The 20381-nt window shown below is 61.0% G+C and carries 20 protein-coding genes and 1 tRNA gene; 12 read left to right on the forward strand and 9 right to left on the reverse strand.

Translation table 11 applies throughout. The annotated features are described in order from the left end of the window. Positions 1–126: 126 nt before the first annotated feature. Positions 127–1044: a polyphosphate kinase 2 gene (gene ppk2 / locus DYL59_RS18075; protein WP_135290382.1), complete on the reverse strand. Its 918-nt coding sequence runs from the start codon at positions 1042–1044 to the stop codon at positions 127–129. A 185-nt stretch (positions 1045–1229) separates the two neighbouring features. Here ppk2 and pstS point away from each other — a divergent pair, with 185 nt between their 5' ends. The 6 genes from pstS (at position 1230) to DYL59_RS18105 (ending at position 6337) form a co-directional block, all read left to right on the forward strand. Beyond that, positions 1230–2258 carry a phosphate ABC transporter substrate-binding protein PstS gene (gene pstS, locus DYL59_RS18080; RefSeq protein WP_135290383.1) on the forward strand — a complete coding sequence of 343 codons (1029 nt, stop codon included), beginning with the start codon at positions 1230–1232 and terminating at the stop codon, positions 2256–2258. A gap of 74 nt (positions 2259–2332) precedes the next feature. Then, positions 2333–3301: a phosphate ABC transporter permease subunit PstC gene (pstC, locus tag DYL59_RS18085; RefSeq protein WP_135290384.1), complete on the forward strand. Its 969-nt coding sequence runs from the start codon at positions 2333–2335 to the stop codon at positions 3299–3301. Continuing rightward, positions 3298–4191 (forward strand): phosphate ABC transporter permease PstA, encoded by an 894-nt coding sequence (pstA, locus tag DYL59_RS18090; RefSeq protein ID WP_135290385.1) that lies wholly within the window; start codon positions 3298–3300, stop codon positions 4189–4191. The genes pstC and pstA overlap by 4 nt, the downstream gene beginning before the upstream one ends. A 75-nt stretch (positions 4192–4266) precedes the next feature. Beyond that, positions 4267–5028, forward strand: coding sequence for a phosphate ABC transporter ATP-binding protein PstB (gene pstB, locus DYL59_RS18095; protein ID WP_010210300.1), 762 nt, complete (start codon positions 4267–4269; stop codon positions 5026–5028). A 29-nt stretch (positions 5029–5057) separates the two neighbouring features. Further along, positions 5058–5756 (forward strand): hypothetical protein, encoded by a 699-nt coding sequence (locus tag DYL59_RS18100; protein ID WP_135290387.1) that lies wholly within the window; start codon positions 5058–5060, stop codon positions 5754–5756. Further along, positions 5756–6337: a hypothetical protein gene (locus tag DYL59_RS18105; protein WP_135290388.1), complete on the forward strand. Its 582-nt coding sequence runs from the start codon at positions 5756–5758 to the stop codon at positions 6335–6337. The genes DYL59_RS18100 and DYL59_RS18105 overlap by 1 nt, the downstream gene beginning before the upstream one ends. On the opposite strand, the gene DYL59_RS18110 is transcribed toward DYL59_RS18105, so the two are convergent. From DYL59_RS18110 to deoC, 8 genes are all read right to left on the reverse strand, one after another. Beyond that, positions 6327–6929: a cysteine hydrolase family protein gene (locus DYL59_RS18110; protein WP_135290389.1), complete on the reverse strand. Its 603-nt coding sequence runs from the start codon at positions 6927–6929 to the stop codon at positions 6327–6329. The two genes, DYL59_RS18105 and DYL59_RS18110, sit on opposite strands and share 11 nt — an antisense overlap. Before the next feature lie 150 nt (positions 6930–7079). Next, on the reverse strand, positions 7080–7733 hold the full coding sequence (locus DYL59_RS18115; RefSeq protein ID WP_135290390.1) for a 3-oxoacid CoA-transferase subunit B: 654 nt from the start codon (positions 7731–7733) through the stop codon (positions 7080–7082). 3 nt (positions 7734–7736) lie between these two features. Continuing rightward, the gene (locus DYL59_RS18120; protein ID WP_135290391.1) at positions 7737–8423 is read right to left on the reverse strand and encodes a 3-oxoacid CoA-transferase subunit A; all 687 of its coding nucleotides are present in this window, start codon (positions 8421–8423) and stop codon (positions 7737–7739) included. A 43-nt stretch (positions 8424–8466) separates the two neighbouring features. Then, positions 8467–9168: an SDR family oxidoreductase gene (locus DYL59_RS18125; RefSeq protein WP_135290392.1), complete on the reverse strand. Its 702-nt coding sequence runs from the start codon at positions 9166–9168 to the stop codon at positions 8467–8469. Positions 9169–9211: 43 nt separating this feature from the next. After that, a complete protein-coding gene (locus DYL59_RS18130; protein WP_135290393.1) occupies positions 9212–10555 on the reverse strand; it encodes an MFS transporter in 1344 nt (447 codons plus the stop codon). 58 nt (positions 10556–10613) lie between these two features. After that, positions 10614–11564 carry a 3-hydroxyacyl-CoA dehydrogenase gene (locus tag DYL59_RS18135; protein ID WP_202877202.1) on the reverse strand — a complete coding sequence of 317 codons (951 nt, stop codon included), beginning with the start codon at positions 11562–11564 and terminating at the stop codon, positions 10614–10616. 753 nt (positions 11565–12317) lie between these two features. After that, positions 12318–12404: transfer RNA gene (locus DYL59_RS18140), tRNA-Leu, on the reverse strand. Positions 12405–12550: 146 nt separating this feature from the next. After that, a complete protein-coding gene (gene deoC / locus DYL59_RS18145; protein WP_135290395.1) occupies positions 12551–13231 on the reverse strand; it encodes a deoxyribose-phosphate aldolase in 681 nt (226 codons plus the stop codon). Positions 13232–13373: 142 nt separating this feature from the next. Between deoC and deoR the strand changes: the two genes are divergently transcribed. The 6 genes from deoR to DYL59_RS18175 all read left to right on the forward strand — a co-directional run bounded on the left by deoR (position 13374) and on the right by DYL59_RS18175 (position 20378). Further along, positions 13374–14132 (forward strand): DNA-binding transcriptional repressor DeoR, encoded by a 759-nt coding sequence (gene deoR, locus DYL59_RS18150; protein WP_135290396.1) that lies wholly within the window; start codon positions 13374–13376, stop codon positions 14130–14132. 154 nt (positions 14133–14286) lie between these two features. Next, positions 14287–15261, forward strand: coding sequence for a substrate-binding domain-containing protein (locus DYL59_RS18155; protein WP_135290397.1), 975 nt, complete (start codon positions 14287–14289; stop codon positions 15259–15261). A 47-nt stretch (positions 15262–15308) separates the two neighbouring features. Further along, the gene (locus DYL59_RS18160; protein WP_238340711.1) at positions 15309–16325 is read left to right on the forward strand and encodes a galactitol-1-phosphate 5-dehydrogenase; all 1017 of its coding nucleotides are present in this window, start codon (positions 15309–15311) and stop codon (positions 16323–16325) included. A gap of 81 nt (positions 16326–16406) precedes the next feature. Further along, on the forward strand, positions 16407–17927 hold the full coding sequence (locus DYL59_RS18165; RefSeq protein ID WP_135290398.1) for an FGGY-family carbohydrate kinase: 1521 nt from the start codon (positions 16407–16409) through the stop codon (positions 17925–17927). Continuing rightward, entirely contained in the window at positions 17924–18898 is a 975-nt protein-coding gene (locus tag DYL59_RS18170) for a sugar-binding transcriptional regulator (protein WP_135290399.1), read from the forward strand. The genes DYL59_RS18165 and DYL59_RS18170 overlap by 4 nt, the downstream gene beginning before the upstream one ends. Beyond that, positions 18891–20378 (forward strand): sugar ABC transporter ATP-binding protein, encoded by a 1488-nt coding sequence (locus DYL59_RS18175; protein WP_135290400.1) that lies wholly within the window; start codon positions 18891–18893, stop codon positions 20376–20378. The genes DYL59_RS18170 and DYL59_RS18175 overlap by 8 nt, the downstream gene beginning before the upstream one ends. The last annotated feature ends 3 nt before the right edge of the window (positions 20379–20381 follow it).

Raw genomic sequence — 20381 nt, forward strand, 5'->3', positions numbered from 1 at the left:
AGGCGCAGGATAGTTGCCAGCAGTACCACCGCCTTCGCAGCCTCGCTAAAGCTCGACAGCTTCCACATTTAGACGTGTGCAGGGCTTGAAGACTGAGCACATCCCCAGCCCCACTGAGTGTTTGGCTCAGTAAAGCTGTGGCACGATCAGTTCCGGCGGCGTCGGGCTGCGGGAGTATTCCTCGTGCCGCACACGTTGCGGCAGTTCAATTACCGGCAATTCAACTTCTTCATAGGGCATTTGCCCCAGCAAGTGGCTGATGCAGTTCAGGCGCGCCTTCTTCTTGTCATCGGCTTGCACCACCCACCACGGCGCCTCGGCGATGTGGGTGCGCTCCAGCATGATTTCCTTGGCCTTGGTGTAGGCCTCCCAGCGTCGGCGCGATTCCAGGTCCATGGGGCTGAGCTTCCACTGCTTGAGCGGGTCGTGGATGCGGCTCAAGAAGCGCAGGTGCTGCTCCTGGTCGGAGATGGAAAACCAGTACTTGATCAACTGGATCCCGGAGCGGGCGAGCATGCGTTCGAATTCCGGCACGGTGCGAAAGAACTCCTCGTACTGGTCGTCATTGCAAAAGCCCATCACCTGCTCGACGCCCGCGCGGTTGTACCAACTGCGGTCGAACAGCACGATTTCACCCGCCGCCGGCAAGTGCGATACGTAGCGCTGGAAGTACCACTGGGTCTGTTCCCGGTCGTTTGGCGCGGGCAGGGCGGCCACCCGGCACACTCGCGGGTTGAGGCGCTGCGTGATGCGCTTGATCACGCCACCTTTACCGGCAGCATCGCGGCCTTCAAACAGGATCACCACTTTGTGGCCGGTCTTCACCACCCAACTCTGCAATTTCACCAGTTCGCCCTGCAGGCGGAACAGCTCACTGAAATAAATCCGGCGGGCGGCTTTTTCGGGGCTTTCACCGACGTGCTCATCGAACAACGCGTTCAGGTCATGCCCGTCTTCGGACAGTTCCAGTTCCAGCTCTTCGTCGCTGTGATCCAGCAATTCGCGGTGGATGCGCTGCATCAAGGCGTCTTCTACGGAGGACATGGGCGTAGCTCACATGGTGGGGGATGGCAAAGTCTTAGTCGCAATTTGTTACCAACCAATGACATCAAAAGGCCTTATTGAGGACGGTTCAGGCGGAAACAAGGCGATTTGCCATTCCGCATTCATAAAAGCGTAACAAGAATGTTGCAGAGTGCCCGAGCCCGAAATCACAAGGATTTTCCTGAATGAAACGTCTGATGAAGTCTGCTGCACTCGCCGTCGCGGTTTCCCTGAGTGCCTCCTCGGTGTTTGCTGCCGAAAGCATCCGCTTGACCGGCTCCGGCGCCAGTTTCCCAGCGCCGATCTACCTCACCTGGTTCAAGGATTTCAGCAAGAAAACCGAAGGCGTCACCGTTGACTACCAATCCAAGGGCAGCGGCGCAGGTGTGCAAGACTTCCTGAACAAGACCGTCGACTTCGCCGCCAGCGACTCGGCCATGAAAGACGAAGACATCGCCAAAGTGGCCGAAGGCGCTCAATTGCTGCCGATGACCGCGGGCGAAATCGTGCTGGCGTACAACCTGCCGGGCAACCCGAAGGGTCTGAAGCTGCCGCGTGACGTGTACTCCAATATCTTCCTGGGCAAGATCACTAAGTGGAACGACCCGCAGATCGTTGCCGCCAACCCAGGCATCAAGCTGACTGACACGCCGATCACCGTGGTTGTACGTGCCGACTCCAGCGGTACCACTGCTGTGTTCACCAAGCACCTGGCCGCCATCAACGCCGAGTTCAAGACTGCACTGGGTGAAGGCAACACCGTCAACTGGCCGGCCACTGACAAGTTCATCAAGTCGCCGAAAAACGACGGTGTAACCGCCACCGTGCGCCAGACCCCAGGCGCCATCGGCTACATCGAATACGGCTTCGCCAAACTGGCCAAGGTCGACTTCGCCGAACTGCAAAACAAGGCAGGTCACTATGTAGTGCCTAACGCCGAAAGCGGTGCCGAAGCGCTGGCCGCCGTGACCATGCCGGAAAACCTGATTGCCTGGCTGCCAGACCCGGCCGGTGCCAAGTCCTACCCGATCACCACCTACACCTGGATGATCTTCCGCAAGGACAACGGCAACCCGGCCAAGGCCAAGGCCATGCGTGAAATGGTCGAGTACAGCCTGACCGAAGGCCAGAAGATCGCTGATTCGATGGGCTACATCCCACTCCCGAAGTCGGTCGTCGATCAGGTGCGTAAAGCTTCCGCCAACATCCAGTAAGGCTCGCGAGACCTCCTTCGGCGTGTGCAGACCGCCACGCCGAACGAGTTTCCCCCCTGTTCCGGAATTAGCCCATGAACACACCTTTTGTCGTACCGGTTAACCCGGATTCTGCATGCCGGCCACCGTCTACCAAAGACTTCCTGGTCGATCGCACCTTCCGTGGGCTCGCGCGCATTGGCGTGGTGCTGGTGCTGGCGCTGGTCTTCGCGCTGGTGTTCGAGGTAGGGCGCAAGGCGCTGCCAGGCATGGAAAAACACGGCCTGGACGTGATTTTCGGTAGCGTCTGGGACGTTAACCAAGGCAAGTACGGCATCCTGCCGGCGATTTGGGGCACCCTTTACAGTGCGTTTATCGCGCTGCTGATCGCGGGCTTCTTTGGCGTCAGCATGGCGATCTTCCTCACCCAGGATTTCCTGCCGGCAAAACTGGCGGCGGTGTTTCGCACCATCGTTGAATTGCTCGCAGCCATCCCCAGCGTCGTCTACGGCCTGTGGGGCATTTATGTGGTCATCCCGGCCATCCGCCCGCTGACTGCATGGCTGAACACTGAGCTGGGCTGGATTCCTTTTTTCGGCACGTCCCTGAGCGGTCCGGGTTTGCTCCCGGCGGCGCTGGTACTGGCCATCATGATTCTGCCGACCATTGCAGCGGTCTCCCAGGACGCCCTCACGGCGGTCCCGATGAAAACCAAGCAAGCGGCCTACGGCATGGGCACCACCCACTGGGAAGCGATCCTCAAGGTCATGGTGCCGTCTGCGGCCACTGGCATCTTCGGCTCCCTGGTGCTGGGCCTGGGGCGCGCCCTGGGTGAAACCATGGCCCTGGCCATGCTGGTGGGTAACGCCAACAACATCTCGCTGTCGCTGTTTGCCCCGGCCAATACCCTGGCGGCCTTGCTGGCGCTGAACTTCCCCGAAGCCGGCCCGACTGAAATCGAAGTGTTGATGTACGCCGCCCTGGTGCTGATGTTTATCACGCTGCTGGTGAACGTCCTCGGCTCGATGATCATGCTCTACGCACAACGGGGTCAAAAATCATGACTAACCTGACGTCCCCTATCAAAGCCATGCCGAGCCTGCAGCGCAAGTTCGAAGGCCGCGCCCTGCGCAGCCTGGTGCTGACCACCCTGGTGTGGGGCGGGGCGCTGCTGGCCGCCGTACCGCTGATTTCCGTGCTGTACATGCTGATCACCCGAGGCGGTGCCCGCCTGAGCCTGGAAGTGTTCACCGAACTGCCACCCACCGGTTTCGAGACTGGCGGCGGTTTTGGTAACGCCATGGCCGGTACCTTTGTGATGGTCGGCATTGCCGCTGCCATCGCAGTGCCCGTGGGCATCCTGGCCGCGATCTTCCTGGCTGAACTGGGCCCGGAAAGCAAGCTGGCCAACTCCGCACGCTTTGCCGCCAAGATGCTCACCGGCCTGCCGTCGATCCTGGCCGGTGTATTCGCCTACGCCCTGGTGGTGATGACCACGGGCACCTACTCGGCCCCGGCCGGTGGTGTGGCGCTGGCGGTGCTGATGCTGCCCATCGTGGTGCTGACCGCTGAAGAGTCGATGCGCATGGTGCCCAAGATCATGAAGGACGCCGCCTACGGCATGGGCTGCACACGCTCCCAGGTGATCTGGAAAATCATCCTGCCCACCGGCCTGCCGGCCATTCTGACGGGCGTGATGTTGGCCGTGGCCCGCGCCGCTGGCGAAACCGCACCGTTGTTGTTCACCGCGTTGTTCAGCAACTACTGGATCTACCACGACGGCAGCCTGGCGGTCATGAACCCCACGGCCTCCCTGGCGGTGCTGATCTACAACTTCTCCGGCATGCCATTTGACAACCAGCTGGAGCTCGCCTGGGCGGCCTCGTTGGTGCTGGTAATGATCGTGCTGGTCGTGAATATCGTGAGCCGTATCTTCGGCAAGCCAAAGTACTAAGAAGGGAGCATCTGAATCTTGAACGCCTCTACTGCGCAAATAGCCGCTCCGTTTATCACCGAGTCGCCTGTGGTCATGGACTGCAAGCTGGACAAGATTTTCTACGGCAACTTCATGGCCGTGCGTGACAGCCACGTGCCGATTGAAAAGAACAAGATCACCGGTTTCATCGGTCCGTCCGGTTGTGGCAAATCCACCGTGCTGCGCAGCCTCAACCGCATGAATGACCTGGTGAAGGGCTTTCGTTTCGAGGGCCATGTGCACTTCCTCGGCCAGGACGTGTACGGCAAAGGCGTAGACCCGGTGGTGGTGCGCCGCTACATCGGCATGGTGTTCCAGCAGCCCAACCCGTTCTCGATGAGCATCTTCGACAACGTGGCGTTTGGCCTGCGCCTGAACCGCTACAAGGGCGACCTGGGCGACCGCGTCAAGCACGCCCTGCAAGGCGCTGCGCTGTGGGATGAGGTCAAGGACAAGCTCAAGGTCAGCGGCCTGTCGCTGTCCGGCGGCCAGCAACAACGCCTGTGTATTGCCCGCGCGATCGCCACCGAGCCGGAAGTGCTGTTGCTGGACGAACCCTGCTCGGCACTCGACCCCATCGCCACGCGCCGCGTTGAAGAGCTGATGGTGGAGTTGAAAAAGGACTACACCATCGCACTGGTAACTCACAACATGCAGCAGGCGATCCGTGTAGCAGACACCACCGCGTTTTTCTCGGTGGATATTTCCCAGGGCACTCGCACCGGTTACCTGGTGGAGATGGGGCCGACGGCCCAGATCTTCGAAAACCCACGGGAACAAATGACTGGCGACTACATCAGCGGCAAGTTCAGCTGATTTCCATGCAGCGTTTTTCAGGATTGCCAATGATTGCAACACGTCGTCTTGATCTGGACGCCATTGAACGTGCACTGCGGGAGGTGCAGCGCCGTTTTGCTGCGCTGAGCCGGGACTTTGACGAGCCACGCGACCCCTTGACCGATGAGGTGTTGCAAAATGTGCTTGAAGGCTATGCCCTGATTGACGAGTATGTCGCGCGGGATGTGGACCTGTTTGACCTGCAGCAGCTGAACCTCATGCTGGAGATCAACGCCACCGTGCTCTGTGGCAAAGACCCGGTGCGCCGGCTCGAATACGCCCAGCACCTGGCGGCCACCGAGCAACACTTTTTCAATAATGTGGAAGGCGGCATCAAGGACTTGCACAGCTGGTACTGCAAGCACCACAACGAGTCGGTGTGGAAGCGCGCCGCTGGGGTGTATGTGCGGGTCCTGAGCAAGCCGCAGTTGTTTATCGAAGGCAACCACCGCAGCGGTTCGCTGATCGTCAGCTATTTGCTGATGCGTGAGGGGCTGTCGCCGTTTGTGCTGACGTTGGACAACGCCGAGGGCTACTTCAACCCGTCGTCGGTCATCCGTAACTCCGCTAAACATGGTGTGAAAGCTTTGTACGAATTGCCCAAGATCAAGAAAAAATACGCGGCATTCCTGGAAGATAACGCCCCTGACCCGGCTAAATTTTTCCTCGCGGATGGCCCGGTGTCCGTTTATCAGGGTGGCCACTGATGGCAAGCAATCCAGTGCTCAGCACCATGAACACCGTGTTCAAGCGCCAGCGCGTGCGCATTTCGTTTGATATCGATGACACCCTGGCCTGCCAGCCCCATCACAGTGCCGCTGAAGACAGCAAGTTGCCGGAGTGCGTGCACCGCTGGTTGGGCGAGCCATTGCGCAATGGCACCCGCGCCCTGATCCGTGAATTGCGCCGCCAGAACTGCAGCATCTGGGTCTACACCTCGTCGGGGCGTACGCCGGCCTACATCCGCCGCTGGCTGTTGCTGTATGGCATCCATGTCGATGGCGTGGTCAACAGCGTGCGCCACGGCCATGCCCTGGCCGCGCGCGGGCTGTCGAATGCTCCCTCCAAACTGCCGACGGCATTTGATATCGACCTGCATGTGGATGATTCCGAAGGCGTGCAGATCGAAGGCCATGACCACGGTTTTCGCGTCGTGGTGGTGCAGCCGGACGACGAGCAGTGGGCGCAGAAGGTGCTGGAGGCGGTCGCCCGTGTACAGGCGCAGCTGGCCTGGCAGCAACAACCGCGTCGGCGTGCGGTGTATTCGGGTATCACGCTCAACGGCTGAGCGCGTCCAGGAACTCTGTGTGCCGCAGCACCAGGGAAAACATCGGTAAGGTGAAATGCTCTGCTGCGTGTTGCTGCTCGTCGGTAAAAGTGGCGGTGCAATCGGACAAGGTCACCACGTTGTAGCCTTTCTCATACCCTGAGCGCACCGTCCCCTCGACGCAGCAGTTGGTCAGAAACCCTGCCACCACCAGGTTCTGGATACCGTTGTTGCGCAGTACCAGGTCCAACCCCGTGGTAGCAAACCCATCCAGCCCGCGCTTGCCCTCCACAAGCAAATCGTCGCGCTCCCGTCCCACCGCCTCGCTGATCTCGGCGCCCCAACTGCCACTGCGAAAAGCACTGCCATCGGCTACGCCCTTGAGGATCCCATAGTCACGCGTGGTCAGCTCCGGGTAACCCTCGGCGAACTGAATTGGCAGGTGGATGATCTTTACACCGAGCTTGCGTGCCTGCTGCACCGTGGCCGCCGTGTTGGCCAGCATGTCTGTGGTGTGCATGACGTCTTTGACGGCGTCGTGGAATACGCCGCCTTGGGTGGTGAAATCGTTTTGGAATTCGATCAGGACAAGGGCTGTGCTGTGGGGATTCATCGTGGACCTCCGGTAAGGGGCTGTCTCTGATTGCTTGAGCTCATCGCTCAAGCCGGCAGTTGAGAATACCCGCGCGCCGGTCGGTCGGCCACCTGTAGGAGCTAAAAGCCACCTGTGGCAAAGGCGCAGGCCCCCGCCACAGGCCTGGTGTTACGCGGCGGTGGCGTCAAGCAGGTGTGCGCCTGTCAGGCCTTGCAGCTCGGCAAAGCTCAGCCCTGGGATGATTTCGATCACCTGCAGGCCGGTGTCGGTGACGTCGATCACACACAGGTCCGAGTAGATGCGGTCAACACAACCAATGCCGGTGACGGGGTAGCTCAGCTGTTCGACGATTTTCGGCTCGCCCTGGCGGGTCAGGTGCTCGGTCACGACGAAGACTTTCTTGGCGCCGATGGCCAGGTCCATGGCGCCGCCCACGGCGGGGATGGCATCCGGTTCACCGGTGTGCCAGTTGGCCAGGTCGCCGTTGCTGGCCACCTGGAAGGCGCCCAATACACAGATATCCAGGTGCCCGCCGCGCATCATCGCGAACGAATCGCCGTGGTGGAAGAAGCTGCCGCCCTTGAGCATGGTCACGAACTCTTTGCCGGCGTTGATCAGCTCAGGGTCTTCCTCACCTTTGGCGGGAGGCGGGCCGAATGCGAGCAGGCCGTTTTCCGAGTGCAGGAAGATGTCCTTGTCGGCCGGCAGGTAACTGGCAATTTTCGTCGGCAGGCCGATGCCCAGGTTGACGTAGGCGCCTTCGGGAATGTCCTGGGCCACCCGTTGGGCAATGGCGTCGCGGGAAAGCTTGGTGTAAGGCATGGGTTAAACCTCCTTGGCCGGTTGGGCGGTGCCGACCCGCACCACGTGCTGCACGAAAATGCCTGGGGTCACGATGTGCTCCGGGTCAAGGGCGCCCAGTTCGACGATTTCGCTCACTTGGGCAATGGTGGTCGTGGCGGCCATGGCCATGATCGGGCCGAAGTTGCGCGCCGACTTGCGATACACCAGGTTGCCCCAGCGGTCGCCCTGATAGGCCTTGATCAAGGCGAAGTCGGCCTTGATCGGGTACTCCAGCACATAATGCTTGCCGTCGATCTCGCGGGTCTCCTTGCCTTCGGCGAGCAGGGTGCCGTAGCCGGTAGGCGTGAACACCGCGCCCAGGCCCGAGCCAGCGGCCTGGATACGGCAGGCCAGGTTGCCCTGGGGGACAACCTCCAGCTCGATCTTGCCGGCGCGATACAGACCGTCGAACACCCAGGAGTCCGCCTGGCGTGGGAACGAGCAAAAAATCTTGCGCACCTGGCCAGACTTGAGCAGCGCCGCCAGGCCGTAGTCGCCATTGCCGGCGTTGTTGCTGACCAGCACCAGGTCCCGCGCGCCGTGTTCGATCAGTGCGTCGATCAATTCGGCGGGTTGCCCGGCGGGGCCGAAGCCGCCAATCATGATGGTGGCACCGTCGGGGATCTGGCTGACCGCGGCCTTTATGGATGTATCGGTTTTATCGAGCACATGGCCCTCCTGGGAAGGTTTCAAAGTCGTTGGAAACGTGGGTTCAGACCGGTGCGAAACCAACGGTCATGCCGCCGCACACATACAGGGTCTGGCCGGTGATGAAGCCGCTGCGTTCATCGAGGAAAAACGCCGCCGATTGCGCCACGTCTTCAGGCAGCCCGATGCGCTTGAGGGGGATCGAGTCGATGATCTTTTGCGTGCGCGGCGCGCCCGGCGGGTTGGCTTTGTTGAACAGTTCGGTGCTGATCGGGCCAGGGCCGATGGCGTTGCAGGTGATGCCATGCTCGCCCAGCTCCAACGCCCAGACCCGGGTAAACCCCAGCAGGCCAGCCTTGGTGGCGGCATAGGCACTGCGCAGGTCCTTGCCCAGGGCGGCGCGGGACGATACATTCAGTACCCGGCCAAAACCGGCTGCCTGCATGCCGGGCAGCAGCGCCTGCAGGCATTGCAGGGCGCAGCGCAGGTTCAACGATACGGCCAGTTCGAGTTCGGCCAGGGTCTGTTTCTCGACGCTGGCGGGCACCACGATGCCCACATTGTTGACCAGGCGGGTAATAGGCCCGCCCTTGAGGGCTTCCTGCAGGGCCACGGCAGTGGCCTCTGGCGAGGACAGGTCGGCAATGATGCCATTGCCCACCCGGTCGATGACCACGGGCTCGTAGCCCTCCGCCAGGCAGCGTTCGACAATGGCCGCACCGATTCCTGAAGCGCCGCCAGTGATGAGTACGCGTTGTATAGTCATGATCATTCCACTGCAAATTGAAGTAGGAGCAACTGGGTCGCCATCAAGCCAGTGCTGACTTGGGTTTGGTCGCCGACACGGCGCTGGCTTGGTGCTCAGTGGCGGGCAGGGTGCCAATCCGGGAAATCAGCATCAGCGCGCAGACGATAGTGATCAACACATGGGTAACGGCCAGGGCAATGACCGGCACGATGGTGCCCGTGAGGCCGAACAGGAACTGGCCGACAATCGGCGTGGTGCCCGCGAACAACATGCCGCACAGCTGGTAGCACAGCGAGATTCCGGAGTAACGCACGTTGGCCGGGAAGCCCTTGACCAGGATGCCGGCCATGGCGGCGTAGTACATCGAATGCGGGATGGAGGCCAGCGCCATGCCGAACATCGCCCAGCCGATGGAGCCGGTGTCGATCAGGTAGAACATGATCGGCATGGCGATGATTTCCGGCAGCAGCATCCACAGCACGGCTTTTTTCAGGTCGATACGGGTGGCGAGGATGGCGCCAAAGGGTTGCACAAAGAACTGCACCAGGATGGCGAACGAAATCACGCCGAGGAAGCTGGTACGGTCAAAACCGACGGAGTTCACTGCCCAGGACAGCGCAAAGGTGGTCTTGAAGTACGTAGCCGATAGCGCGATCACGCAGGCCCCCACCCCCATGGCAATGATCGCCTTGTGATTGCGCAGCAGTTCGGCAATCGGCAGCTTGACCACTTTGTTCTGTTGTTTGAGGGCTTCCATTTCTGGGGACTCCTCAACGCTCATGCGGATAAACAGGCCCACCAGCACCAGCACCGCTGACATCAGGAACGGCACGCGCCAGCCCCAACTCACAAACTGCTCATCGGGCAGCGTGGAGCAGGCGAGGAACGCCAGGGTCGCCAGCAGGTTACCGGCGGGCGAGCCTTGCTGGGCGAACGCTGCATAGAAAATCCCTTTGCCCTTGGGCGCATGCTCCGAGGCCAGCACCACCGCGCCGCCCCATTCGCCGCCCATGGCAATGCCTTGCAGCAAGCGCAGTATCACCAAGGTGATGGGCGCGGCAATCCCGATGGTTTGGTAGGTGGGTAACAGGCCGATGGCCGTGGTGCACACCCCCATCAGCATCAGCGTGATGACCAGGGTTTTCTTGCGGCCGATCTTGTCACCCATGTGCCCGAAGATGATGCCGCCCAGTGGACGGGCCAGGAAGCCGATCCAGAAGGTCGCGAATGCGGCCAGGGTGCCGGTGAGGGCCGAAGAGGCCGGAAAGAACAGCTTGCCCAGCACCAGCGCGGCGGCGGTGCTGTAGGCGTAGAAGTCATACCACTCGACGGTGGTGCCGATGAAGGAGGCGATACCTGCCTTTTTGGCCTTGCGGGCCTTGTCCTGTTCGGTGTCGTGATTCACGGGGTGTCTCCGATTATTTTTATGTTGGCATGCACTGAAACGGTGTTGCAGGAGGGGGTTAGTCTTGTTGCTCGCGTGACCGCTTGGCCACGCGCAGGGCCAGCAGCTCACGGTCGCGCCAGGCAACGCGGGCGGCCCACTGCTCCAGGGGCAACAGCGCGCGGCGTTGGTGGGCGACTTCAGCCACCAGTTCGGCGCGCCAGGGCGCTGTGTCGGTGCGCTCGGCAGCCATGTCCGCATAGGCCTGGCCCATGCGCTGGGCATGGTCGGTAATGCCGCCGCGGTAGTTGAGGTCCGAGGTTTCGAACGGGCCGATCACCGACCAGCGCAGGCCCAGCCCGTGCTTGACCACCGTATCGATGTCTTCGACGCTGGCGACGCCGTCATCCACCAGGCTGTAGGCTTCGCGCAGCACGGCGCCTTGCAGGCGGTTGAAAATGAACCCTTTGATTTCCCTGTTGAGCACCACAGGTTTCAACGCGCAACGCGTGTAGATCTGGCGAGCCCGTTCAACACTGGCCGCAGCGGTGTGCGGTGAGGGCACAATCTCGATCACCGGGATCAGGAACGGCGGGTTGCCGGGGTGACCCACCAGGCAGCGCGGCGCGCAGTCCAGGTGCTGGCAAAAGGCGGAGGAGGGCAGTGCCGAGGATGAACTGGCAAACACCGCCGTGGGTGGCGCGTGCTGCTCCAGTTGTTGAAACACGGCTTGTTTGATCGCCAGGGTTTCCAGCACGCATTCCTGTACAAAGATGACGTCTTCAACGGCGCTGGCCAGGGTGTCATGCAGGCTTACCCGTGCGCAGACATCGTCAACACGACCGTTCAGGAAGCCGCTGTCGGACAGTAGCGTGGCTTGTTTGAACAGTTTGTCTTTGGCCTGGCTCAATGCATCTTCATGGCTGTCATAAAGATGGACTGTATAACCGGCCTGGGTGAACAGAAGTGTAAAAGCCAGGCCAATACTGCCCGCACCGATAACGGCAATTTTCTCGGAAGTGGATGTCACAGCAACCTCGCGGTACACCTGAGTGCATAAGACGATGGCGCGAAAAGTTATACCCAAGGCCAACTAGCCGGTAACGGGTTAGTTGCGGATATATACGTTTCGATTGTTATTGTTCGGGCTGTTTTTGCTGACGGCCATCATAGCTTTGCGCGCCGGCCAGACAAGCGTTGAAATGGGATAATGTTCGATAATCGCCCAAATTGAGCTTTTCACCGTTGATAAGTCAGTGGCGCAACACCCTCCAGGCGCGGCTTCTGCAGGCGCGCCCCGGCGTTCTACCCGGCCCTGTGCGTGGCTCGGGTGCTTGCGTACTGAGCGCGGAGGAACTTCAAGGGTGGAGAGTCAAGTTGTGGCGTTGTGCTCCAACCCAATGCCGCCAATAACACGCTAGGGGTTGCTGTTCTCTTGGCTTTATTGTTTTAAGTGACCCGGTCTGATTGCCGTGAGTGAATGAGCGAAGGCTTGGAAGTCAATGACGTTGATAAAGCCGAATCTAAACTTAGGTATTTCAATCGAAGGGGTTTGATGACGCTCTCGGTTGCAAACTATCGGGGTCGTCAATCGACATTTGAACAACGCTCTGGAGCGGGGTTCGGGGGAGGTTAATTGTGAAAGCGGGACGTCATTGGCATCGCAGAGCATTTGGATGCTTATCAGTTGGAGTCCGAGAGAGCGCCATAAACGAAAAAACCCGCCAAGCGGCGGGTTTTAAAGGGTTCTATGGACTTTACTGGCTGTCCATGGAACAAGAGATGGTGCCCGAACCCGGAATCGAACCGGGACGCCCTTACGAGCGGGGGATTTTAAGTCCCATGCGTCTACCAGTTTCGCCATTCGGGCGGTAGCGCGATGTTGCAGGGTTGGGAATATATAGGCCCAGGCGCGTTGATGCAAGGTCGAATGACAGCTTTGTTGCGTTGGTGCAGGTAGGAAAAAGCTCTGTAGATCAGTGGTCTACAGAGCTTTTTTAAGAATCCTCCAAACCTTCAGTAAGCCCCCGCTGCTGCCTGGGCACCACTCACAATCGCAATCCCGGAACTGCTGCCCAACCGCGTGGCGCCGGCTTCAATCATCGCCAGGGCTGTCGCCACGTCACGCACGCCGCCAGAGGCTTTCACGCCGATTTCGGGGCCGACCACTTCACGCATCAGGCGCACGTCCGCCAATGTGGCGCCGCCATGGCCGAACCCAGTGGAGGTCTTGACGAAGGCGACGTTCAGGTCCCGGCAAATCACGCAGGCCTGGGTCTTTTGTTGATCATCGAGCAGGCCGGTTTCCAGGATCACTTTCAGCGGCACGCTGGCGCAGGCGTCGAGCACCAGGGCAATGTCGTCGCGAACTGCATCCAGCAGGCCGTCCTTCAACCAGCCGATGTTCAGCACCATATCGATTTCCCGGGCTCCGGCCTCAATGGCCAGGTGGGCTTCCTGAGCTTTGGCGGCGCTGAGACCTGCGCCCAGCGGGAAGCCGACGACAGCGCAGACCAGCGAGGGCGCGCCCGCCAGGCACTCCACCGCAAGTGGCACATTGGCGCTGTTGACGCACACCGACTTGAAGCCATAAGTACGCGCTTCGTCACACAGTTGGCGAACGCTTGCCTGGGAGGCGTCGGCGGCCAACAGGGTGTGGTCGATGTAAGCGGCGAGGGGCGTGGTGTCTTGGGGCATGGCAGAAGTCCTGTGGGGAAGGGTGCTGGCAAAAGCCTGTTTGTGTTAAGTTGAATGCATTAAATGTGAAATAAATAACATTGTAAATGGATTTTGTGAGCCGTTTTGTCACTCGGCCGCATTCAATCAGGGTGAGCACGCAGTGGATTCAAAGAAAACCGAACGATTCAAAGCCATGCACCGCGCCTTGCAAGGCGAGGCGGCGGTGCACCTGCGGGATATGGCCGCGCTGCTGGGCGTGTCGGAAATGACCCTGCGTCGTGACTTGGCGGACAACGCCCAGGGCCTGCGTCTGCTGGGCGGCCATGTCACTCGCAGCGGTGCGCCGGAGGCGGATTACCAGGTGGCCGAGCAAGACCTGCGCAACATTGCCCAGAAGCGCCAGATCGGCCAGCACGCCGCCAGCCTGGTGCGTCCAGGCGATACGATCTTTATCGATTGCGGCACCACCACGCCGTTTATCGTCGATGCGCTGCCGGATGATCTGGAGTTCACCGCACTGTGCAACTCCCTCAACGTACTGCTCAAACTCCAGCAAAAGCCTTTGTGCACGGTGATCCTGTGTGGCGGGATGCTGGACCGGCGCAACCTGGTGTTCGAAAGTCGTGCCGAAGCCGGGATCATCGATGGCATCCGTGTGGCGTGGGCGTTCATCTCCGCCGCTGGCGTCAGCGCTGCCCATGGCGTGACCTGCTACAACCTCAATGAGGTGGACGTTAAACAGCGCGTGATGGCGCGGGCGCAAACCTGTGTGCTGGTGGCCGATCACAGCAAATTCGATCAAGTACGGGCCGCGCATTTTGCTGAATTGAATGACTTCCAGCGGGTCATCAGCGACCCAGGGTTGTCCCCGGCCCTGCAGGCGATCATCCGGGAGGGCGGCGCAATACTGGTGGTGTGATTTTTATATCGGATGTTTGGATTCTAACAAAATAGCCTTGACACCTTCGGGCGCAAGGCATAGTTTTTCAAATGTGATCGCGGTTCACATTTGTGAGCACGACCTCCCTGAAGGCCGTGCCCGAATCCAGACAACAATAAAAATAGGAATCACCATGCTACAGATAGCCCGTAAACCTGTTCATGTGCTGTCCCTTGCCCTGGCTGTCGCGGCCTCGACGCTGGCGTTGAATGCCCAGGCCAAGGACCTGAAGATCGGTTTCAGCCAGGTCACCCTCCAATCCCCGTTCTATGTACAGCTGCGCGACGGCGCCAAGGCCGCAGCGGCCAAGGACGGCGACGAGCTGATCTTCCTCGATGCCAACGGTGATATCAGCAAGCAGAACAACGATATCCAGGACCTGCTGACCCGTAAGGTCGATGTGCTGATCATCAACGCCGTCAACCCTGATGCCGTGGGCGCTTCCCTTGAGGCGGCCAAGCGCGCCAAAGTGCCGGTCATTGCGGTCGACCGTGCCATCAACGCGCCGGTTGCCGCCACCATTGGCCGTAACAACGCCGAGATGGGCGAACTGTCCGGCAAGGCGCTGGTGGCGGCGCTCAAACAAAAAGGCGTGGTCAACGGCAAGATCATCGAAATTCAAGGCGATGCCGGTGGCACCGTGATGAAGGAACGTCGCAAAGGCTTCCACACCGCCCTGGCCGGTACCGACTTCAAGATCATCGACGGCCCTTACAGCGAATACATGCGCGCCAACGCCGTCACCGCGATGCAAGACCTGCTGCAAGCCCACCCCGACCTCAAGGCAGTGATCGCCCACAACGACGACATGGCCATGGGCGCCCTGCAAGTACTGAATGAAAGCGGCAAGAAAAACGTCCTAGTCGCCGGTGTGGATGGCCTGTCGGAAGCCATCAACGCCATCCAGAACGGTGACCAGTACGTGGCCACCGCCCTCAACGACCCACGCTACCTGGGCGAAGTCGCGATCGAAGCCGCCCGCGGCCTGATCAGCGGCAAGACCATCCCGGCGTTTGTCGATGCCGGTACCAAGGTCGTGACCAAGGCCGATGCGGCCGAGATCAAGCACGACGCCACCTTCGGCGAATACCGTCCCGGCGCGCTCTGAACCCGCGCTGAAAACACTTCATTGCCTATCCAACAGGGGATTTCACTGTGAAAGCTGCCGTCATGTACAAACCGGGTGATATCCGGGTCGAAGACGTTCCAAAACCTGCGGTAAAAGCTGGCCACGCCCTGGTGCGCGTTGCGGCCTGCGGCGTATGCGGTTCGGATATTCCGCGCATGCTGAGCAAGGGCGCCCATGTGATGCCGCTGATCTGCGGCCACGAGTTCGCCGGTTTCATCGAAGAGATCGGCAGTGGTGTCGAGGGTTACACCATCGGCGAACTGGTCACCGTGCCACCGATGATTCCCGATGTGACCAGTGACCAGTACGCCCGTGGCTTCCCGTCACGCTGCGAACGCTACGACTACTTTGGCAGCCGCCGCGATGGCGCCTACGCCGAATACGTCAACGTGCCATTGAGCAACCTGATCAAGGTACCGCAGGGTATGGACCCGATTGCCGCTTCACTGGTGGACCCGGCGGCGATTGCCCTGCATGCCATCTGGAAGTCGGACTTCAAGGCCGGGCAGAGTGGGGCCGTGGTGGGATGTGGGCCGATTGGCCTGTTTGTGATCCAGTGGCTACGCATCATGGGCGCCAAGGACATCGTGGCCATCGACATTGCCGAAGAAAAACTCGCCATGGCCCGCGAGGCTGGTGCGACCCATACCTTGCTCAGTGGCGCTTCGGATGCCGAATTGCCGCGTTGCCAACTGGTGATCGAAGCAGCCGGTCACCCCAGCTCCATCAATCAGGCGGTGCAATTGACCAAGGCCGGCGGCCATGTGGTGTTTATCGGTATTCCAGCCGGCGAAGTGCCGCTGAGCACCGCGACTTTTTCGCACTTTCTGCGTCAGGAAATCTCCCTGCACGGCGCCTGGAACTCGTTTTCCGCACCGTTTCCAGGGGATGAATGGACCGCCTCCATCGACAAGCTGGCCTCGGGTGAGCTGCAGTGGAAATTCATGATCACCCACGACCTGCCACTCACCGAGTTGCCCTCGATGTTCCAGCGTTACGCAGACCGTAGCGAAGTGGCGGCCAAGGTTATTTTCCGCCCGTGATGCAATGCCAGCCCTGTAACCTGCGTGTTGCAGGGCTAAAAACAAAAAGCGTCGGCAAGCCAAGACGCAGGAGGACTACCGATGACCTTGTTGTTGGGACTGGATTTCGGAACAGGTGGAGTGCGCGCCGGTTTATACGACCTGCACAGCCATAAACTGGTGCAAGTGGCAGAAGCCCCTTACACCACGCAATATCCCCGGTTGGGCTGGGCTGAACAGGCGCCCGCCGACTGGTGGTCGGCACTGGGCAAGGCCTGCCGGCAATTGATGAGCCAGGCCGGGCACCCGGCGGTGGCAGCGGTATGCGTTGCAACCACAGCATCCACGGTGGTGGCGGCCCAAGCCGACGGCCAACCCCTGGCCCCGGCGTTGCTATGGATGGACTGCCGCGCCGCCGTCGAGTCGGCACGCACCGCCCAGATCAGCCACCCGATGATGAACCAGGGCGGCGATGCGGTGGAGTGGTTGGTACCCAAGGCCATGTGGTTGGCTGAACACGAGCCGCAGGTGTACCGGCAGGCCGCACGCATTTGCGAAGCCGTGGACTGGCTCAACTTCCAGCTGACGGGCCGCTGGGTTGCCTCTCAGCTCAATGCCAGTTGCAAGTGGAACTACGACACCCTGCAACAACGTTTCCCGGTGGAGCTGTATGCCGAACTGGGCATTGCGGAGCTGGCGCAAAAACTGCCGCCGGAGGTGATCAAGGTTGGCGGGCGTATCGGCCCATTGACCGCTGACGCCGCTAATCACCTGGGCCTGACCCGCGACACGCTGGTGGCGCAAGGCGGCATCGACGCCCATATGGCCATGCTCAGCGCGGGCACCACGGGCGCTGGCGAATTGCTGTTTATCGGCGGGACGTCGGTGGTGCAATTGATGCACACCCCCAAGCGCATCGACGTGCCCGGTATCTGGGGGCCTTACCCGGACGCATTGCTGGACGGCCAATGGCTGATGGAAGGCGGGCAAGTCTCTGCCGGTTCGATCCTCAACTGGCTTGCGCAAAAAATGTTTGGCCTGGACGACGCTGGCCACCAGCAACTGATCCGTCAGGCTGCGGCCCTGCAACCGGGCTCCACCGGCCTGTTGGTGCTGGACTACTGGATGGGCAACCGCACGCCGTATCGCTCGCCGGATATGCGCGGCGCGATCATGGGCCTGTCCCTCAACCATGACCGACATGACCTGTACCGCGCCTCGGTGGAAGCCATCGCCCTGGGCTCGGCAAATATCTTTCACACCTGGCGCAGCGAAGGCATCGAGATCACCCGAGTGGTCGCCGCCGGTGGCTTCCAGAAGAACCCGCTGTGGTTGCAGGCCACAGTCGACGCCACCGGCGTGCCGTTTGAAATGGTGCCCCACGACAACCTCACCCTGATCGGCACCGCCGCAGCGGCGGCGTGTGCCCTTGGCCAATTCAGCGACTTGCAGCAAGCGGCCACTGACTTCACCACCACCGGCAGGCTGATCGAGCCGGATCCTTACGCCCACGAACAATACATCGAACTGTTGGGCCGTTACCGAGCGGCCACCGAAAGCGTGGCGCCCATCAGTTGCAAGCCGCCGGCGAACCGCGTGCTCGGCGTAAGGCCGGCAGCATGAGCGCCGAATCGCTGTCACCCAAACCCAGCGCAGACTCCCAGCGCGACGACTTGATGGTGCAGGTCGCCAAGCTGTACTTCGACCTGGAAAAAACCCAGAGCGAAATCTCCAAAGAGACTGGCCTGACCCGCTGGCAGGTCAGCCGTCTGTTACGCGAAGCCCGCGACTGTGGCGTGGTGCGCATCGACATCGTCGCCCATTCCGCCCGTGTACCGGCGCTGGAAGTCGCCTTGCAACGCCGCTTTGGCCTGCGCGAGGCACTGGTGCTGGACGTCGAGGACGATGACGCCCTGAACGTGGTCACCCAAGCCGCCGCGCGCTACCTGTGCAACCTGCAACCCCAGCCTGCGCTGATCGGCGTGTCCTGGGGCCGGACCCTGACCAAGATGGCCCAATGGCTGGTGCCGCGCTGGAACGAAGGCGTCAACGTGGTACTGCTCAATGGCGCGATCAATACGCGCTCCTCCGGCGAGCCCAACCATAACGTCGCCGAACGTTTTGCCCAGGCGGCCCGTGGCCAGGCGACCCTGCTGCCGGTGCCCGCGATTCTGGGCCACGCCGATACCCGCCAGGCGCTGGAACAAGACCCGGTCATCGCTCAGGTCATGCAACTGGGAGAGCAGGCGCCAGTGGCATGTTTCAGCCTGGGGGAGTTGTCCGATCATTCGGTGCTGATGGAGTCGGGTTACATCGACCAGCCTCTGCTGGCTGAGTTGGAGCGCCTCGGCGCCGTCGGCGACATCATGGGCCGGTTTATCGGCATGGATGGCGAGCCGGTGCTACCCGAACTGGACGCACGCACCCTGGGGCTGCGCTTGTCGGCGCTGCGCGAAAAGGACTGGTCGATTGCCGTGTGCGTCGGCGCCCACAAGCACCGCATCGTGCACGCCAGTGTCAAGGCTGGCTACGTCAACGTGCTGGCCACCGACGCCGCCACCGCCCGCTATTTGCTGGAGCAGGATCATGAATGAGTTGGCCTTGGAAATTCGCCATGTCAGCAAGCGTTTCCCACCGAATGTGATTGCGCTGACCGATGCATCCCTGGATGTACGCCCCGGTGAAGTTCACTGCCTGCTGGGCGCCAACGGCGCAGGTAAAAGCACGCTGTTGAAGATCGTCGCCGGAGCCCATCGCCCGGATGGCGGCGACATGTCCATCGCAGGCGCAAGGGTGGAATTGAAGAACCCGCAACAGGCGCGCCAGGCGGGGATCGCCATGATTTATCAGGAACTGGACCTGATCCCGCAGATGACCGTCGAAGAAAACCTGATGTTGGGCTACGCGCCACGGCGTTTGGGCATGATCGACCGGGGCAAGCGCAGCGCCTTGGCCAAGGCGGCGCTGTCGCGGGTGGGGGCTACGTTTGCCAGTACCGACCGCGTGGGCAGCCTGTCGATTGCCAACCAGCAATTGGCGGCGATTGCCCGGGCGCTCACCTGCGAAGCCAAGGTGGTGGTGATGGATGAGCCGTCCGCTGCGCTGAACGAGACTGAACTCAAGCAGGTGTTCCAGGTGATCCGCGAGATCACTGCGGCGGGCGTTGCGGTGTTGTATGTGAGCCACCGGCTCAATGAAATTCGCGAGATCGGCGACCGCGTCACGGTGCTGCGCGCTGGGCGCACCTTGCAAACCCATGAGCTGGCGCAGATCGACGATCAGGCGTTGATTACAGCAGTGGTGGGCGAGCACCGTGATTTGCTCGAACGCAGCCCTCGGCAACCGCCGCGTGAGGCATTGGCGCTCAACATCCGCCACCTCAAAGGCGCCCAAGGCCTGGACGTACGTGAGTTGCAGGTACGCCAGGGCGAAATCGTCGGCCTTGCAGGGCTTAACGGCGCGGGCCGCAGTACCTTGCTAAAGGCGTTGTTTGGCGTGGGGCGCAACGACAGTGATGTCGAACTGTTTGGCCAAGCCTACCGCCCGCTGACCTCACGCCAGGCGATCCGCCAGGGCGTTGGCCTGGTTCCGGAAAACCGCAAGACCGAAGGCCTGCTACTGGACGCGCCGATCTATCGCAATGCCTGCCTGGTGCACGCACGGCACCTGCGCTGGTTTTCCCATCGCCAGGCCAAGGACCGCGCCGGCCCGGTGCTGCAACGCCTGCAAACCAAGCTCGACAACCTGGAGCAGCCGGTACGCCAGCTGTCCGGTGGCAACCAGCAGAAGGTGGTGATGGCCAAGTGGGTAATCGACGGCGCGCGCCTGCTGTTGCTGGACGAGCCCAGTCGTGGCCTCGATGTGGGCGCCAAGGCCGATCTCTACGCCCTGGCCCGTAGCCTGGCACAGGAAGGCGCGGGGGTGCTGGTGGCCAGCAGTGAGCTGGATGAGTTGTACGTCAATTGTGACCGGATCTGGGTCATGCACGAAGGGCGCAACGCGGTGTGTTTCGACCCGTTGAGTGCCAGCCGCGACCAGATCGACCAGGCCATCCTTATTGGTAAAAGAGTGTAGAAC

Source organism: Pseudomonas kairouanensis (assembly GCF_004682055.1).
Lineage (GTDB): Bacteria > Pseudomonadota > Gammaproteobacteria > Pseudomonadales > Pseudomonadaceae > Aquipseudomonas > Aquipseudomonas kairouanensis.

Excerpts from the sequence above, each read along its gene's own strand:
- DYL59_RS18105 (WP_135290388.1), top strand. The coding sequence starts at position 5,756 with ATGGCAAGCAATCCAGTGCTCAGCACCATGAACACCGTGTTCAAGCGC.
- DYL59_RS18175 (WP_135290400.1), top strand. The coding sequence starts at position 18,891 with ATGAATGAGTTGGCCTTGGAAATTCGCCATGTCAGCAAGCGTTTCCCA.
- pstB (WP_010210300.1), top strand. The coding sequence starts at position 4,267 with ATGGACTGCAAGCTGGACAAGATTTTCTACGGCAACTTCATGGCCGTG.
- pstS (WP_135290383.1), top strand. The coding sequence starts at position 1,230 with ATGAAACGTCTGATGAAGTCTGCTGCACTCGCCGTCGCGGTTTCCCTG.
- DYL59_RS18155 (WP_135290397.1), top strand. The coding sequence starts at position 14,287 with ATGCTACAGATAGCCCGTAAACCTGTTCATGTGCTGTCCCTTGCCCTG.
- DYL59_RS18115 (WP_135290390.1), bottom strand. The coding sequence starts at position 7,733 with ATGCCTTACACCAAGCTTTCCCGCGACGCCATTGCCCAACGGGTGGCC.
- deoC (WP_135290395.1), bottom strand. The coding sequence starts at position 13,231 with ATGCCCCAAGACACCACGCCCCTCGCCGCTTACATCGACCACACCCTG.
- pstA (WP_135290385.1), top strand. The coding sequence starts at position 3,298 with ATGACTAACCTGACGTCCCCTATCAAAGCCATGCCGAGCCTGCAGCGC.
- pstC (WP_135290384.1), top strand. The coding sequence starts at position 2,333 with ATGAACACACCTTTTGTCGTACCGGTTAACCCGGATTCTGCATGCCGG.
- DYL59_RS18100 (WP_135290387.1), top strand. The coding sequence starts at position 5,058 with ATGATTGCAACACGTCGTCTTGATCTGGACGCCATTGAACGTGCACTG.
- DYL59_RS18125 (WP_135290392.1), bottom strand. The coding sequence starts at position 9,168 with ATGACTATACAACGCGTACTCATCACTGGCGGCGCTTCAGGAATCGGT.
- ppk2 (WP_135290382.1), bottom strand. The coding sequence starts at position 1,044 with ATGTCCTCCGTAGAAGACGCCTTGATGCAGCGCATCCACCGCGAATTG.
- DYL59_RS18165 (WP_135290398.1), top strand. The coding sequence starts at position 16,407 with ATGACCTTGTTGTTGGGACTGGATTTCGGAACAGGTGGAGTGCGCGCC.
- DYL59_RS18170 (WP_135290399.1), top strand. The coding sequence starts at position 17,924 with ATGAGCGCCGAATCGCTGTCACCCAAACCCAGCGCAGACTCCCAGCGC.
- DYL59_RS18110 (WP_135290389.1), bottom strand. The coding sequence starts at position 6,929 with ATGAATCCCCACAGCACAGCCCTTGTCCTGATCGAATTCCAAAACGAT.